The 16085-nt window shown below is 52.3% G+C and carries 11 protein-coding genes; 1 reads left to right on the top strand and 10 read right to left on the bottom strand.

Going from position 1 to position 16085, the window contains the following annotated elements:
* Nucleotides 1-36: 36 nt before the first annotated feature.
* On the top strand, nt 37-918 hold the full coding sequence (locus HMPREF9473_RS16230) for an AraC family transcriptional regulator (protein WP_006781246.1): 882 nt from the start codon (nt 37-39) through the stop codon (nt 916-918).
* An 89-nt stretch (nt 919-1007) separates the two neighbouring features.
* On the opposite strand, the gene HMPREF9473_RS26385 is transcribed toward HMPREF9473_RS16230, so the two are convergent.
* The 10 genes from HMPREF9473_RS26385 to HMPREF9473_RS16180 all read right to left on the bottom strand — a co-directional run.
* On the bottom strand, nt 1008-3332 hold the full coding sequence (locus HMPREF9473_RS26385) for a PstS family phosphate ABC transporter substrate-binding protein (protein ID WP_006781245.1): 2325 nt from the start codon (nt 3330-3332) through the stop codon (nt 1008-1010).
* A gap of 121 nt (nt 3333-3453) precedes the next feature.
* Nucleotides 3454-3648, bottom strand: coding sequence for a helix-turn-helix domain-containing protein (locus tag HMPREF9473_RS16220; protein ID WP_006781244.1), 195 nt, complete (start codon nt 3646-3648; stop codon nt 3454-3456).
* 34 nt (nt 3649-3682) lie between these two features.
* Nucleotides 3683-4402 (bottom strand): hypothetical protein, encoded by a 720-nt coding sequence (locus tag HMPREF9473_RS16215; protein WP_006781243.1) that lies wholly within the window; start codon nt 4400-4402, stop codon nt 3683-3685.
* Nucleotides 4403-4440: 38 nt separating this feature from the next.
* Complete coding sequence (locus tag HMPREF9473_RS16210; protein WP_006781242.1) at nt 4441-5133, bottom strand: hypothetical protein; 693 nt, start codon at nt 5131-5133, stop codon at nt 4441-4443.
* A gap of 42 nt (nt 5134-5175) precedes the next feature.
* On the bottom strand, nt 5176-5766 hold the full coding sequence (locus HMPREF9473_RS26380; RefSeq protein ID WP_006781241.1) for a hypothetical protein: 591 nt from the start codon (nt 5764-5766) through the stop codon (nt 5176-5178).
* Between the two features lie 99 nt (nt 5767-5865).
* Nucleotides 5866-6411, bottom strand: a complete 546-nt coding sequence (locus HMPREF9473_RS26375; RefSeq protein ID WP_006781240.1) for a hypothetical protein — start codon at nt 6409-6411, stop codon at nt 5866-5868.
* Nucleotides 6412-6460: 49 nt separating this feature from the next.
* Nucleotides 6461-7000, bottom strand: a complete 540-nt coding sequence (locus HMPREF9473_RS16195; RefSeq protein WP_006781239.1) for a hypothetical protein — start codon at nt 6998-7000, stop codon at nt 6461-6463.
* An 18-nt stretch (nt 7001-7018) separates the two neighbouring features.
* Nucleotides 7019-14299, bottom strand: coding sequence for a hypothetical protein (locus HMPREF9473_RS16190; protein WP_006781238.1), 7281 nt, complete (start codon nt 14297-14299; stop codon nt 7019-7021).
* Between the two features lie 73 nt (nt 14300-14372).
* Nucleotides 14373-15227 (bottom strand): signal peptidase I, encoded by an 855-nt coding sequence (gene lepB, locus HMPREF9473_RS16185; RefSeq protein WP_006781237.1) that lies wholly within the window; start codon nt 15225-15227, stop codon nt 14373-14375.
* 411 nt (nt 15228-15638) lie between these two features.
* Nucleotides 15639-16085 (bottom strand): tyrosine-type recombinase/integrase (locus HMPREF9473_RS16180; RefSeq protein WP_006781236.1); only part of this gene is annotated, 447 nt, incomplete at its 5' end.

The following is a 16085-nucleotide window of genomic DNA, read 5'->3' as shown; positions in this document are numbered from 1 at the left end:
TATTCCAAGTGTGTGATTTCCCCTAAAGGTGGTTATATGAATATTATCCAATACGAAAACTATCAAGAAAAGAAAGAACACGGGCAGTCGGACTTCCCCTATATCACCTATCCCTGCTCCATCCCTTTAGACTTTTCCAGGGTGCCGCTGCACTGGCATGATGAAATGGAGATTGTCTATATTAAGAAAGGGCGGGGTATCGTCTCAATCGATTTTACGGTGTATCACGTGGCTGCGGGGGATATTCTGGTGATTGTGCCGGGGCAGCTCCATACTATTGAGCAGGAGGAGCAGTTTACTATGGAATATGAAAATATTATCTTCCAGCTTGGCATGTTCTCCTCACGGCAGGGGGATGTGGGGATGGAGGAGTTTTTTGCTCCGCTGTTGAAACGGCAGCTGTTTGTGTCCTCCTGCCTCCGGCCTGGGGAATGCGGCTGGTATGAGGAGGCGGCGGCCTGCTTAGACCATGCGGACGCGCTCTGCGACAAACGGCCAAGGGCTTACCAGCTGGGGGTGAAGGGACATCTGTTCCAGCTGTTTTATCTGCTGTTTTCCCATGCGTCCGGGGACAGCAGCCATTCGGCCAGACATGACAAATCATTGGAAAAGACAAAGCTGATTCTCAAATATATCGAGACTCACTATATGGAGAAGATTACGATAAAAGAAATGGCCGAAGCCTGCGGCTTCAGCCAGTCTCATTTTATGAAATTTTTTAAATCGGCGGTGGGGGAACCGTTTACCAGCTATCTGAATGGTTACCGGCTCACCATGGCCTCCCGGCTGCTGCTCTCCTCCAATTCCAGCATTCTGGACATTTCCCAGGAAACCGGGTTTGAGAACCTGTCGTATTTTAACCGCAGTTTCAAGAAAGCCTTTGGGATGACGCCCAGGGAGTTCCGTGGCAGACAGTAGGAACTGTCCTGGCGTCCAATCAAACCGCCGGGCCACCATCCACAGGCCCGGCGGCCTGTCTTATTCTGTCTCATTCATCCATCAAACCATCAGTCGCTGGTCATGTAGCCAGACAGCTGCTTTAAGGCATACCGCCCCTGATAATCCGTGACACATAGATAGCTGCCCCTGGTTGTCACAAGGAATTTATCATAGGCACGGACAACGCGGCTTCCATCTGTCAGCTCACAGCGGATACTTCCGTCCCTACTGTCCATAATCAGGGTCTGCTCGGCTCCATTATCAAAAATCATATAATTGCCGGACTGCCACCAGTTACACCTCTCATTGTCAATCAGACAAGTCTCCCCCTTGAAAATCTTGACGTTGTCCTGGCCAATAAGATAGAACGCATCGGCACACAGGTGATACCCGTAACTAAAGTTTTCCATGGGAATCTCGTAATGCTGCTTCGGGCTGCCACCTTCCACTACCAGCTTGCTGCCCAATGCATAGGCATAGTAGCCATCTCCCAGCACATATTCATAGTGATGGCCGTCATCCGCCAGCACCGGTTTGTCGAAGGACTGGTAAACGGTAATGCCTTCTCTATTTTCTACCACATAATGACTGTCTTTATCCGTAATATAGATGCTTATCTTGTCTCCCGGAGCGGTGACCACCTTCTTCTGCGTCAAATCATAGATGAAGCTGTCCCCGGTGTCCTTCCATTCGCCCAGTATCCACCGGCCATATAAATCAATAGTGCCAAAGACAAATTCCCGGCCATTTTCGATGGATTTCGGATTCATGACGGATTCCCCGTTTTCATTGAACAATTCAAAATCGTTATCTTCTCCGGTAGCGTAAAAATAATTCTGAACGGTGTAGCCGTACTGATAGTCCACATATTCTTTAAAATCTATGGTCCGAACCACATTGCCATTCTTATCGGTAATCGTGGCAGTCTTTCCCTCATGATCCACATTCCAGATATGAGTGCCGGTGACGTAGTCAGGCACCACCTCGGCTGTCACGTTGGTACCATGGACGGTCAATTTTAACTGTTTATCGCCGTTTTCGGTACTCCCATAACCGTAAAGCTGCCCATCATTTTCATTGTAATATAGGGAAATGTAGGTGGGCTCCGCCAGCCAGGTATGGCGCTGCAAATCGTAAAGCCCTGCCTTCCCCTCCTTCGCCTCCTCCAAAATCACAGGCTTGGTGATATCGGCCAGCTCCATGTAGGTTGGAAGGCGGACGCCGTCGATGGTCTCTATCACCTGCATTTTCTCATCCATCACCATGACGCCGTCGGTTCCATAGGCATAGTCCCCATCCAGCAGAAAACGCTCTTTATCCGTAAATGTAATCTGGGCGTCACCGATCACCGTATGGTCGCTCAAATCTTCCCCAAGCGCCTTCTCCACATCCTTCAGCCCCACATACCCAAGACTCTCCACAAGAGCCTGGCCGTCATCGGTGGTCAGCCAGTCAAACAGGATGTGAGCGGCGGAATCCTCCGGCTCATCTTCCCGGATCGCGGCGTAGAAATCATTGACATAAGGGTAACTGCCGTCCTTTATGGTATCGTTGTCCGGCATCACGCCGTCCACGGCCATAAAACGCAGCCCCGGCACCTCATACATATTGCGGGCATAGAAATAGACGGAGTATCCAAGGGCATTTTCCTGGTTGTTGTAGGACGCCACCTTCTCTATCAGCTCTCCCATCTCGCTGACTGACATCGAGTGGGGAACATTGGAATCCATGGCGGTTCCCTTCATCACCAGCTTCTCCATCAGGGTCTGGCTCCCGGAATTTTCCGGCCGCTGGAACGCCTGAATGTTCTTGCCGGCGCCGCCCACCTCCGACCAGTTGTGGATGTGGCCGCTGTAAATGTCTTGGATCTGCTGCCCTGTCAGGGAGCGCACCGGATTGCCTTCATTTGCCAGGAACACCAGGGCGTCCTTGCCAATCGGTTTGATGGTCAGGTTGACCCCGGCCTCTTTCATCGTCTCATACACGGAAGGGGCAGGCTCGTAAGCCAGCACCAGATCCGCGCCGTAACTGTATATCAGAGCATTGTAAGCATTGGTTGTCTTCGTGTGTTCAATCGCCGCCTCCGCTTCCTGGGCCGTGGCCCCGGTCACCAGCTGGTATAACGCCTTGGACAGCGGCAATGTAGCGGTCGAACCGTCCACCGCAGGGTACTCCTCCGGCTTCATCTTCGGAGCGGATATCTCCTCCACAGCCTTCTCCGGCTCTTCCGTCACCGGCTCTGTGGCAGGAGTTTCCGCATTGTTAGAGGTTGGCGCAGAAGTCATAGTCGTGGGGGACTCCTGCTCTCTGGCTATTATCTGACAGCCGGACAGTATGGTCGTCACCGCAAGGGCCGCGCACAGTATCAGAGCTTTCGTCTTCCTTTTTCTCATCCCAGTACCTCCCCGTTTTCCTTCCTATATCTGGCTTGTCTGATAGCCATATAGTATCATATTCCGGGGGTGGGTGTATTACGATTTTTTTATTTTTTCTTAAATATTTTTACATCAGTTTCTATCCTTTAATGCCCAACGTTTCCGCAATCCGCTTTTTTGTCCGCTCGCACTGGTTGCGGCCGTAAATGATGTCGCTGACGGTGGAGTTGGCGAGGCCGAGGCGTTTTGCCAGCTCCTGCTGGGGGATGTCCTGTTCGACCATTGCGATTTTCATCTTTTTGCCAAATGGGGTGCATGGGATTCTGTCTGCCATATGTGATTCCTCCTTGTTATCTCGTACTTGTCTGTTATTTGTACAGGCTTACCGTAAAGGTCGGCGTTACCGTAAAAGTATCTCCGGATGTCCAGCCTTTTTTCGTTGCCCCGTATAGCGTCATGGTCAAAGTATCCTTTCCGCCGGCTGTGCCTGTCTCCTCCAGTTTGTAGGTCGCCCCGCTGGTCTGAAACTTATAGCTATCTCCTATCACGCCATCTGCTCCCGGTTTCAGCCAGTCATCCGAGAGGGCTGTTGCTTTGTCTGCCGGCATAAGTGGCGCGGGGGCAGCCGTAGTGTCGGAGGGGCGAATGGAAAACATAATGCCGTGCTCCGTGGATTCCAACGCATTTAAGGTTGTCACGAAGGTGGGGTCAGCGCCGTCCGTGCCGGTTCCTTTTGCCGCTTTTACCTTGGTAACGCTGATGTTCAGCGGTACACTTGATAAGTTTGTTATGGTATAATTGGTCGCCTGACCAGTAATCTGGGGGGACGCCGCCCCTGTTGTCAAGGCCTTGTTGGGGTCAATGTCAAAAATTGCTTTTACGGGCACTTTCACACTGATATCGGTAATGCTGATGGTTCCAGTCAGCTCCGAAGTCACTCCATCCTTGTCTTTCACACTTTTTTCTTCCGTATTGTCTGTCACCATCCCGTTGTAATCCGGGGTTCCTGACGCAAATGACGCCATGCTCCCTGTCATCGTCAGTGCTATGGCCGCTGCCACCGCGATTGTCTTTTTTCCTGCTCTCATGTTCTTTCCTCCTGTACCCTTTTAGTTTTTTATTTATATTAATCAGCAGGCCCTGCCTGAACTGCGCTGATTTTTAACGTTGGACGCACGGTAAACTGATACTCCCCGTAGAAATCCGGGGTTACTTTCCCATACAGATTCAGTTCCCGGCTCTCCTCCGCCGGAATATCTGTGATGAAAATGTCACTCTTTCCCGGCACAATGGCATACTGCTCAAATTCCTGCTCACTGCCATAAGTCGTCCCCGCCACTCCCAGCACCAAAATGGCGCTTCCCGGCGGTCCGGTCCCCGCTACCTTGTCCACCAAATGGAAGGACTGCTCCATCTGGTCCGAGAACCTGGGAGTAAATATCACATCCTCCCTGCCGACCTCCGCCACCTGGGATATTTCAAGCTTTACCGGAACTACCGAGTGATTGGCCACGTGGATAGCCGGCCCCTGGATTTGGGCTCCCGGTTCATCCGGATGGAAGGGAATATCCGTCGTTACCTGAAATTCGATTCCTCCGGCCGGCAGTTCCACCGATATTAACTCCACCTTAATGCTCCCGGTCAGTACAGAATCGCTGGTTGCACTGGATTCCTCCGGATTAAATACCAGATTCCGGCTCTCCACCTCTCCCGCTCCATGGTCCGCGTAAGTCTGCCCGGTCTGTATCCCGCCTGAACTTTGTCCCGCATAGACCTGACTGCTTTGAACAGCCAGAAGGGCAGCCGCCAGCAGGACCATACCGCCGCTCTGTTTTCCAAATCTCAATGGTTTCTCCCCCTTTCACTCCTGCAATGTCAGCGTAACTTTCACCGCCGCCTGTCCAATCAGCGCCTCTGTCTCCTCCCTGTAAGCCAGAAATACGGCCGTACACTCATAAATACCGGCGGAAAGTTCCACATTAAGCGGCGCGGATTCCACATAGCTGCCCGGACGGATGGCTCCGGTTTCATAAATTTTCTCTCCGGTGTCGTCCCGGGTGATTTCCACGCGGATTAATTTTCCCTGGTTAGATGGATTTTCAATCAGCCAATTAATCATGCGTCCGTCTGATACCTTTCCTGACGGGGTAATGTTCATGGACATGGCGAGCATTCCTTCCTCCACCATGCTATCCATCTCCCGCTGGCGCTCCTCACGGGACTTTCCGGGAATATCGCCGGATACCACATTGGCTTCATAAACCAGTCCGCCTTCGGGTTCCCGCGAAGCATTTTTGTAACTGAAGAATATGCCAGCCCCTGCACTGACCGCACAGCAGAACGCCAGCAACAGGATTACCCGGAGTCCGCTCCACCGGCTTTTTGCTCTTCTGGCAGATATTCCTCTCCGGCCAGTGCGCTCTGCCTCTTCTCTCATCTCCCCGTTTGTCATGTCTTCTCCACTCCTGATTCCTCCTCGCCCGGATGTCTGTCACTCCACTTCTGCTTTTTCCTCATCCGAACATCTGTCTTCTCTTCGCTTACCGCCACTCTAATCCAGCACATACAGCGTTATCTGCGCCCCGGCTCTTCCCACATAGGCGCTGTCGTCGATTCGGTAGGCATCAAAATAGGCGGTGCAGGGGTATTCCCCCTTTGGCAGTTCCACATCCAGCGGCACATTGTCGATATACTGCTCCGGGTCCAGATATCCGGACTGGTAAATGCTTTCCCCAGTATCATCCTTCTCAATCGTGATTGTAAACCGCATCGTATTGCCCGGTGGATTCTCCACCAGCAGATTGGCTGTTGAGGTTCCGTTTTTCATAAACGGTGTGGCATTGATGGAGAATGCCAGCATTCCTTCCTCCACCGCGCTGTTGAGTTCCTTCTGCCGCTCCTCCGGGTTGTGGTTCAGCGTCCCCGTCTTTACATTTCCCTCGGCCACCAGTGAAACCGGCTCCGAGGCGGCCTGCACCGGCTGGCTGCGGGTGCTGACCAGATATCCGGCTGCTCCCAGAACCGCCAGGCTGAATCCCACGGACAGAGTTATGACCAGCAGATTGATGTGGCTGTTATAGATTCGCTTTCTGCTCATCCCGGCGTTTCCTCCACTTCTATTTTCACTTCTTTATCCATTTTATTTCTTACTTTCCATTCCTTTTCAGAACACGCAGCGTGATTCCAATGGACATCTCTCCGGCAGGTGTCCTGCCATCAAACAGTTCCAATCGGACCGTCACCGGATACTCCCCAAAAGCCAGCTCCCTCTTCAGGGAAATGTTCTCCACATAGTATCCCGGGTCAACTCTTGTGGTATTGCCGAGAAGCGTTCCCGTCTCCTCCAAATAGAGACTGACTCTGGCGCCGTAACGGTTGCTGTCCGGGTTCTCGTATTCGATATTACATTCCGTACTTCCTTCCTCCATAGTTGGAAGCTGGTTGATGACTACCCAGAAACTTCCGGCCTCCACCTCCTGCGCTTCCCAAGAATGCAGGGTCCCACAGATGGCGTTGGAATCCGGGCGGATGTCCAGCTGGGCCTGAATGGGAGCCGGCAGTCCGAAAGCTGCCGTATAAATCCCCACAGACACTGCCACAGCTGCTACGGCACACAATGCTGCCATCCATCTGACAAACCGACGCCGGCAAAACCATTTCACCCTGCCTTTTATTTTCTCTCTCATTTCCTTTCACCGCCCTGTCTATGGTATGATTTCCGCATGGACATCCAGGGTGTAATCCTTTTCCGCGACGCCAAACCGGTAATCCACCGTATACCCATAACTGGACTTATCCGCAAAGTAATAGGGGTCCGCCGCATACTCCATAAAATACTGATACCAGAGTGTTCCTCCGCTCTTCAAGCGGTATTTCATCCAGGAATCCTCCACGCCTGTATCTCTCGGCGTATAATACACGCTGGCAGGCGTTAAGCCGGTCCCATCCGCAGTTCCGCTTCTTAAATTGCCGATTCCAAGTTTGACTCCCGTCTCTGTAATCTGTCCCTTCTTCCCCGTCAGGTTTATCTCCTTTTTTACCGGCTGAAGTACTGCATATCCGGTTCCCGTCATCGGATTCAGATTCCTGATTGTTCCCTCAATGGGATAATCATTGTGATTGACCAGCTTAATATCCCCGCTGTGGCTGGTTTTGGAGGTTCCATCCGGGCTTATGGCAATGGTTACACTGGTGGGCAGAACAACACTCAGTATTTTTTCAGCCGCCCCTGCCACTTCAACCCTCACTTCATACCGGATTTTTCCCACTGAAAAATCTATCAGTAGTGCCCGGCTATCAGGGCAGGTATAGGCCGCTCCGTTGTAAAGAGTCATCTGGCTCACATCCCCAAGCGATACGGACGGTTCCGTAAGAGACGGCGTTTTCATTCCCAGGTCTGCACTGCCAGCCAGAATTCCAAGGTACTGATTCGCATTCGTCTTTCCATACTTCTGATAATTGCCGACGACTTCTGCTGTTCCCTTGATGAAACATGTCTGGCTGCTTCCATTTTCCTGATGCACACCGCGGTAAAGGCCCCCTGATATCGTCTGCCCAAGAGCAACCGTACTTCCCGCAGCGCTCTCTGCCGGGTTTAAAGACACCTCCAGCATCACCGGCGCGTCAAAAGTCGGCAGCCCCTTCGTCTCCTCTGCCAAAAGACTGGTGAACCAGACACGGCTGCTTCTCTTCCGCTCTACATCCGAAGAACCTGTGGTTTCCGTATTTAACGCATCCACCTGCTTCTGTCTCTCCGTATCATCCGCAGTTCCCAGCACATCCACCAGGGCGCTGTCCGCCAGAACTTCGTCACTGTAACATCTCACAATACTCCCAGTGGCACCCGTTTTTCCCGCAGCAGCGCCAGCCACGCCAGTACCGGAAACCGTAACGGCCCCGCCGGTACCGGAGGCATGATAGCAGTTTTGAACCATCCCTCCTGACGCATCCCCTGTGATTCCTCCTGCATAGACCCCGGTGGCGCCGTAGGCAGTGATCACAGACTCCATCTGATAGCAGTCTTTTACTGTGCTGTTTCCCGTAATCTGTCCTGCGATTCCTCCCGCATTGACACTGCTGACGCCGTCGGAGCCGCTGGCCGACACATAACTGCCGCCCCGGTTATAGCATCTGGATATTACCGCACCGTTTTCAAGACGCCCTGCGATACCTCCTGCGGAAATATCAGAAACACTTCCAGCTACCCCTGCAGTGCCTCCGCTTATATTTGCATTTTCAATTCCAATCCCGGATATTGTTCCGCCGGAAACAGTTCCAAATAATCCGGCCCTGCTTTCCTTCTCAATGGACAATCCGGTAATCTGAAATACCTTCCAATTGTCAGACGCATCATGGGATTGAAAGGTACCCGTGTATGCCGCGGCTCCTTCCCTTCCTATGGGAACCCAAGAGAGCTTCCCCGCTGTCACATAGAGACTCCCCGTCAAGTCAATATTCGCTGTGAGAACAGCATCTTTACCGCCGGCGCCACCTTCATTCACATGTCTGGCAAACCAGGCCAGCTGCTCCCCGTTTTGAATCTCATAGGGGGTGCCGGAAGGAATCTCTCCGAGAAAGCCGTATTCCACTGCCTCCCCCACATTTTCCCAATTCTTGGCCTCTCCCAGCGTGCCATAGGAAGGATAGGCATTTCCCTCCACATAAGTCCAGGAGATTCCGGTTGTCTGGCTGAATTTTCCGCCATTCAACGCCCAGGCAGCTCCCCATGTTCCAAAGCCGGCATTTTTTACCCCTTTGGCCCTGGCATCCGCCGCCTTGGCCTCATCATAAAAGCAATGGGAAATGCTTCCGTCCACACTGACACCGGCTATACTTCTGATAGTCTCAGCCGCCCCGCTTCCGGTGACTGTCCCCGCATTATAGCAGCCCTCTATCACCTGAGTGCCCAGAACCGTGCTGCCGGCAATGCCGCCAACTCTGCTGCCGCCGGAAACATTTCCACGGTTATAACAGTTGCGCACAGTTACGGTGCCGCTGTCCGATAAAGCGCCGCCAAGAATTCCACCCACATCAGATTTCCCGGGACTTGACACAGCACCGCTGACATCACTGCCGCATCCGTCCAGGACAACACTGCCCGCGCTTCCCACCGCTCCCACAATTCCTCCGAAATAATCCCCGGTACCGGTCAATTCTCCCGTATTCCGGCAGGAGGTAATCTTGACACCGGTGCCGGCCGCATAGCCTGCAATCCCCCCACAATACTGCCCGCCACCTATCTGGCTGTCAGAAATGAGAACTTCTTTGATATTCGCATTGGCCCCCAAGGTTCCAAACAACCCCTGGCGGTCCGTTCCCTCCGCCCGCATCACAGATATGGTATGGCCGTTGCCGTTGAAGGTGCCCGTATACCCGCTGCTGCCTCCGATAGGAATCCATCGAAGAGCTTTCTCCAGCCGCTCCGCATCTCCTGAATCATAGGCGAAACCGGTATATAGGCCGCCAAATAAGCTGATATCTGCCATCACATCCGCACAAAGCCCGGTCTTTCCTTCCACATGATTCACCTGATTGGCAAACCAGGCCAAATCCTCCGCACTCCACAACTGATACGGATTCGACGCCGTGCCTGCCGTGGAGGAAGAGGAAAAATTCTTGCCGGCAGGAGACATCACAGCGGCACCCACGACCTCCCAGTCGATATCACCGACTGTCTTTTGGAAAATAGGATAGCCATCATTTTTCCCGTCCGTCCTCTCCCAGGTGCCGGTCGCCAGGTTTGCATTAAGCCCCGTCAGAATTCCGACGCTGGCGTCATCGCTTTTCATCTGGGCAGTGGTTTTGGGTCCCGAGTTCTCCACGGTTACGGGACTGCCTCCCCCAACCGCCCCGGCCACAGCTCCGCTGGTATTGGAATCCCAATAGCAGTACTGGATTCCACCCCCTGTTCCGTTGGTAAATGCTCCCGCAATTGCCCCCGGTGTCCCTGCGCCAGAAGTGATGGCTCCCGTGTTATAACAATTGGAAATCTTCTGGGTCCCCACCCCCGAAGCCCCATCAAATCCTCCTGTAAATGCTCCCGTATTCCCGCTTGCCCCCTGCACAGAAGCACGGTTGTAACAGTTCTGGATGGTAATCTGGGTTCCCGCTGTCCCGTCACTTTTGACCACTCCCACAAAGGCAGCCGTGCCGTCGGCCGCCCCGGTGGAAATGATGTGGCAGCTGGAGTCAAGTCCAAGACCTGTGATTTTGGCGCCGCCACCGGCATAGCCAAACAGTCCGGCGCAGTCATTGCGATTGACATTCAGATAGCCGATGACTTTGCCATTTCCGTCAAAGGTGCCCTTGAAACTATTGGTGGAGGTGCCGATTGGATACCAGGGAATTGGACTTTCACTGGTGCCTCCATATCTGCTTCCTGTCAAATTGATATCATTGACAAGACGTCCGTGAAGATTCGTTTCCCCGGCATTTACTTTGGCGGCAAAAAAGGCAAGCTCTTCCGCATTACTGATTAAATAAGGGGTGGCCTCACTTCCGTTGCCGCTTATGGCTGTGTTTGTTTTTATCAGATCGTTGACAATGCCTTTTCCAATATCCAGCCAGCTCTCCGGGCGGTCCAGGATTCCGGTCACCGGGTAGGGGTAGCCGTTGTTTTCCGTCGGCCGATAATTCCAGGCAATGCCCCAGTCGGAATCCTGGGTACGGCTCTGGCCGTTTAAGGCAAAGGCGGCTGCCCAGGATTTTGCATGTTCCGTCGTCAATCCGGTGGCTGTGCCACCTCCGGCTAATGATGTCTGGTTGTCGTAGTAGCAGTTTTTTATGGGGGAGGAACTTTCTCCGAATATAGCGCCACGTGCTGTACTCCCGGTCACCTGACCGACATTCAAGCAGTTTTCTACGGAAGGCTTTGAAATCACATTGGCACCTGCCTGAATTCCTCCACTTGACCTCGATGCTGCCAATGCTGTAACTCGTCCAAGATTTAAGCAGTTTTTGACTGTTAAGGTATGAGCATCTGACCTTCCATAAATTCCGCCACTACCAGAACCAGAACCTCCATTGTTATTAATTGTTCCTAAATTGTAGCAGCCTTCTACCAGCAACCCATCCGAGGCATAGCTGCTTCCAACGATTCCTCCCAAATTTAGCACAGATGATATCGATGCATTATTCCAGCAATTAATAATTCTTACATTTTTTCCGCGAACATGTCCTATGACTCCGCCCGTACCATCCGCCTTTCCTGTAACTTTTCCTGTGGCAATTCCTAAATTCAGGACCTTTGCATTGTTACCTAATGTGCCAAAAAAGCCGGTAGAGACGTAAGCATTATCGATGGACACCCGTAAATTTGAAATATATTTATGATTCCCCTCGAAAGTACCGGTGTATTGTGTGGAAAAATCTCCAAATGGCGTCCACAGCAGCGCATTATCAATATTGTCTATGGTGGCGTCCGCGGCTGTTCTTCCCCCGTAGCCAACACCAAATAAGTCAATATTATCGGTCAGCTTTGCGTTATAACCGTAATTACCCTGATTCACCTTATAGGCAAACCAGGCCATTGCTTCCGGCGTTCCCAATAGATAATAGCCATCGCCATCCTGGGTTGGTCTTAGGTAGGCTAAATCATTGCCATCGGTATCCACCGCTTCGCCGATGGCTGCCCAGCTGGTGTAGTTAACTGTCTCCGCTGCGGCTACGGTCAGGGAAAAACTTCTTGCGGCGGTGCCGATGGATACTTTCAGGCGGCCGGCGGCGGTGGAGGCGGTGGAATCGGTAGGCTCCGTGATATCCGTTTCACTTTCTGCACCAGTTTTTTCTGGCCCTGATGACGGTTCTATCTCCTCCTGCTCTGTGGGAACCAGACTGCTGCCAACATTGGGAGCATTATGTGGGGAGATGGAAATGGATTCCGTTACCACGTGATTCTCCTCATTAATTTGAATATTTCCTTCCGCTTCCCACCGGACTTCTTCCCCATCCACCTGGGAGGGAAGGACAATCTGTCCTTCCTTTATGACAGTCGCAAGCGTATTTCCCTCCGGCAGTATCAATGCTACGGCAGATACTTTGGAGGCCGCCGCTATGATTTCATTTTCGTGCAGCGCAAAATATGTAATCTGGGGGTAGGCATTTTCCGTCATATACCAGTTCCCGGGAAGCTTGATTTCTGTTCCGGTCATATTGATTGTATTGGATGTTTTCAAGCCGGATTCAGAAGATTCAGTTTGATTTACCACTGCCTCTGCCGGAGTTTCCACCATAATCTCTGTCAGCGGATTTTCTGCACGGATGTCATCCACACAGGCCATCTGGCTATCGTAAATACAGCCGGTCAAACTACCGTTTCCGGATGCGGTAAATGCACTGCGGATGGTTCCGGACTCTCCCACGGTTACTGCGGAATAGCTGTTTTCAATCAAGCCGTCATTGACCGCCACGAAACCGCCTGTCACATCATCGCTGTCTATCAAACCGGTGGCATAGCTGTTCCCAAGGCTTCCTCCGGCTCCCAAAATGGAGGTGATGCCACCTGCGTATGTTTCAATCATTTCCAACGAGGAACTTATAGTTACCAGTGCAAAGCAATCCGAAATCACCGTACCTTCCGCAGTTTCCGCCACCAGACCGCCAGCTGTCACACGCTCGGCTGTCACCTGCACAAAGGTATCTTCGTAGGGATTTCCTTCTGTTTCTTCCATCGGTCTCCCCGCATCGGACGGACTGGCAATATCGGAAGACGGATGTTCCATGAAAGGCTCATCGGCTGGTGAGTCTGATGATTCCGCGTCAGCCGGTGTTGCCAGATTATCCAGTTCTACATCGATGATGGGAGAAGTCTTCATCGTCAATCTTTGATATGGCCTTGCTTTTATGGCAATGGTTTCCGGCTCGGCTGTTTCCTGGCCGGATGGAGTTTCTGTGGCGGATGGAGGCGCTGGCTCAGTTGACGATTCCGGCTTATTTGGAACTTCCGGCTTAGCTGGCACTTCCGGCTCAGTTGGCGCTTCTGGCTTAGCTGGCACTTCTGACTCAACTGGCGTTTCTGGCTTAGCTGGCGCTCCCGGTTCAGTTGGGACACCCGGCTTAGATTCATTTCCAGCTGCCTCTTCTGTCTCCGGTTTTGTTTCGCCCGTGTCCGTTTCCTCACCTGATGATTCCTCCAAGACAGTTTCCTTCGTCTCCTCCTGCCCACCTGTAGCATGTTCCTGGGATTGGGCGGGAGTCATCGTCTCATCCGCCAGGGTACTATTTACCTCTGTCTGTAAACTGCTCTCCCCCGGCAAAGTCCCCGGTTCATCCGCCCCTTCCGTTCCTTCCGGCGCACTCTCCATCTCCGCCGTTTCAGTGGAAACTGAACTGCTCTCCACCCCCGGCCCCGCTTCCATCTCTGTCGTCTCCGTCCCAGGTCCGCTGCTCTCCATCAGACCCGGCCCCTGCTCTTCTGGCTCCGGCTTTGCTTTTGCAGTCTGGAACATTACTTCCATGGGAATGTCGGTCACAATCGCTCCGCCCATCCCGCAGTTTACGATCTCCGAGTTCACGACATATCCCGCCAGTGCGCCATATCCATCCACATACCGCTCCCCATCGAAATAGGTCACCGGCGTCTCAATCGACGCCTCGCTCAAAAACAGATTTTCCACCCTGGCCTGTCTCATCACTCCAAACAGCGGTCTTCCCAGGCCGCTTATCACATGTCCATTTCCGTCAAACGTTCCGGTGAACGGCTCGACATTAGTACCTATGGACTGGTAAAGCCAGCCCAATTCCAGATCTTCTTCCAGCCGGTACCGCCCGTTCAGATTGTATTCCTCACTCTCGTTATCCAGAAGATACTGCTCCAGTTCCTCTTCCGTATAAATCGACACGGTTTCCCGGCTCTTTGCACGGGCCGTTCCGATGCTGTGGGCCGTATATCCAACCGCCCCGGCTGCCATCACCGCGGCGAGACCGAACACCAGGTATTTCAGTCTGCCTCTTGCTCTCGATTTTGTATGTAATATATAACGGTTCATAATGAATCCCTCCGATATTTTTCCGTCTTTATCCTGCCATGCGCCTGTATTTCCGCTGCCTCTGTCCGGCCTGTCATCTGGCACGCACGACCAGAATCACCTTTCCTAAAATGTCTCTCTGCGCCACCGTCCCAACCCGGCTGTCGCGGCTGTCAATGGAAACGCTTCGGTTATCTCCCAGCACCATGTACTGCCCGTCCAGCATTTTCAGCGGCTTTCCAAAGGGCGTCTGACTTGTCTGGCTTCCGTCTGTCAAACCGGCCTTCTCCGTCATTTTCCTCTCAGCAAAACTGCTTTCCTGCACCGCATCTGTCAGGTGAATATCATGTTCCGCAATCCGCTCTCCATTGACTATCACATCGTTTCCCGACTCGCTGATTTCCACCGTATCTCCCGGCACCCCGGCCACCCTTTTCACCAGATTTTCTCCGTTTTTCACAAATACCACAACCTCGCCCCTCTGAATCTCCGTTCCCATCCGGCTGTACACAATCCAATCCCCATGATTCAGATAAGGATACATGGATTCCCCGGACACCCGGTCCACTCCTATCAAAAAGCCGAAGATTCCCACAATGCAGGCCACCGCCCCAATTGCTCCCAGCAGGATTCTCACATTTCTGCGCCTTCGTCTCACAAAATACCGCCGCATCTCAATGCGTACACGTCTGCGCATCTGCTTCTCCAGCTCCGTCAATTGTTCCGCGCATTCGTCCGCCTGCCCTGCCGTCCCCGGTTCCCTCCCCCTTTTTAAGTTTCCTCTCACGGATTCCACGGACTTCACAATCTCCCACAGGTAACAGATGATCTGGCTCTCTTCAAATCCACCGAAACGGACAGCCTGGAAATGAGATTCTCTTTTTCCTTTTCTAACCCGGCCGCCCCGCTCCTGTCTGCGGGACGCCCCCCTGTCTCCGACTGTCTCCACGGACTGGCACCTTCCTTTCGGCGTTTACTCTGTAATAGGTATTCCGTGGTGCGGTCATCCCCTATTTTCAAAATTGGCAGACAGAGACGGTCATTTTTTATCGATTTTTCATTTGTTTTTATATAGGGAAATAAAACAATAACACAGAAAAAAAGAGACCTGTATCATTTATGGCACCACAAACAGGCGATTTCAGCCTAAAAAGCCAAATCACCGATTTTCCTTCCCGTCACACCACAATTCTGCGAATCCCACACCCTATTTTGCAATTTTTTCCATTTCCAATCTTGCAATTTTTACGAAAGTGGGTATAATAGACTATATCGTGAAGGGAATTTCCTTCCATAGATGATTGTAGATACCGCATAATACCTATTATGGGGTATTTTTTTATTTATCCGTTTCTCACGGCTAACCAAACACCAGCTTCATCCGCGACAGCTGCCTCCTGGGCTGGCTCTCCGTGCCCGCGGTGTATATTCGTGTCGTATTGATATTGGAGTGTCCCAGCAAATCCATCAGCCGCACCACATCCTTTTCAATCCTGTAAAATGTCCTGGCAAACAGATGACGGAAATTGTGAGGGAACACCTTCCTCTCGTCCACTCCGGCTTCCCGGCCCAGCTCCTTCATTTTCTTGTTGATATTGCTCCGGTCCATCGGCCGTCCATTCCTCGTGATGAAAATGCTTCCGCCTGTAATCCCCATTCTCCGGCAATACTTTTTCAACACCTTCATCAGCTCCGCCGGCAGCAGTGCGACTCTTGATTTCCCCTTATTGTAAATCTCCGCCCGGCCATGTTCTAAGGACTCCACAGTGATAAACCGAAGCTCGCTGATTCGAATGCCCGTACTTCC

Origin of the sequence: Hungatella hathewayi WAL-18680 (assembly GCF_000235505.1) — a bacterium.
Classification (GTDB): Bacteria; Bacillota; Clostridia; order Lachnospirales; family Lachnospiraceae; genus Hungatella_A; species Hungatella_A hathewayi_A.
This window is presented reverse-complemented; position numbering and strand designations above follow the sequence as displayed.

Bases quoted from the DNA above. Each gene is read 5' to 3' on its own strand.
- HMPREF9473_RS16230 (WP_006781246.1), top strand. From the start codon at position 37: ATGAATATTATCCAATACGAAAACTATCAAGAAAAGAAAGAACACGGG.
- HMPREF9473_RS26385 (WP_006781245.1), bottom strand. From the start codon at position 3,332: ATGAGAAAAAGGAAGACGAAAGCTCTGATACTGTGCGCGGCCCTTGCG.
- HMPREF9473_RS16220 (WP_006781244.1), bottom strand. From the start codon at position 3,648: ATGGCAGACAGAATCCCATGCACCCCATTTGGCAAAAAGATGAAAATC.
- HMPREF9473_RS16215 (WP_006781243.1), bottom strand. From the start codon at position 4,402: ATGAGAGCAGGAAAAAAGACAATCGCGGTGGCAGCGGCCATAGCACTG.
- HMPREF9473_RS16210 (WP_006781242.1), bottom strand. From the start codon at position 5,133: ATGGTCCTGCTGGCGGCTGCCCTTCTGGCTGTTCAAAGCAGTCAGGTC.
- HMPREF9473_RS26380 (WP_006781241.1), bottom strand. From the start codon at position 5,766: ATGACAAACGGGGAGATGAGAGAAGAGGCAGAGCGCACTGGCCGGAGA.
- HMPREF9473_RS26375 (WP_006781240.1), bottom strand. From the start codon at position 6,411: ATGAGCAGAAAGCGAATCTATAACAGCCACATCAATCTGCTGGTCATA.
- HMPREF9473_RS16195 (WP_006781239.1), bottom strand. From the start codon at position 7,000: ATGAGAGAGAAAATAAAAGGCAGGGTGAAATGGTTTTGCCGGCGTCGG.
- HMPREF9473_RS16190 (WP_006781238.1), bottom strand. From the start codon at position 14,299: ATGAACCGTTATATATTACATACAAAATCGAGAGCAAGAGGCAGACTG.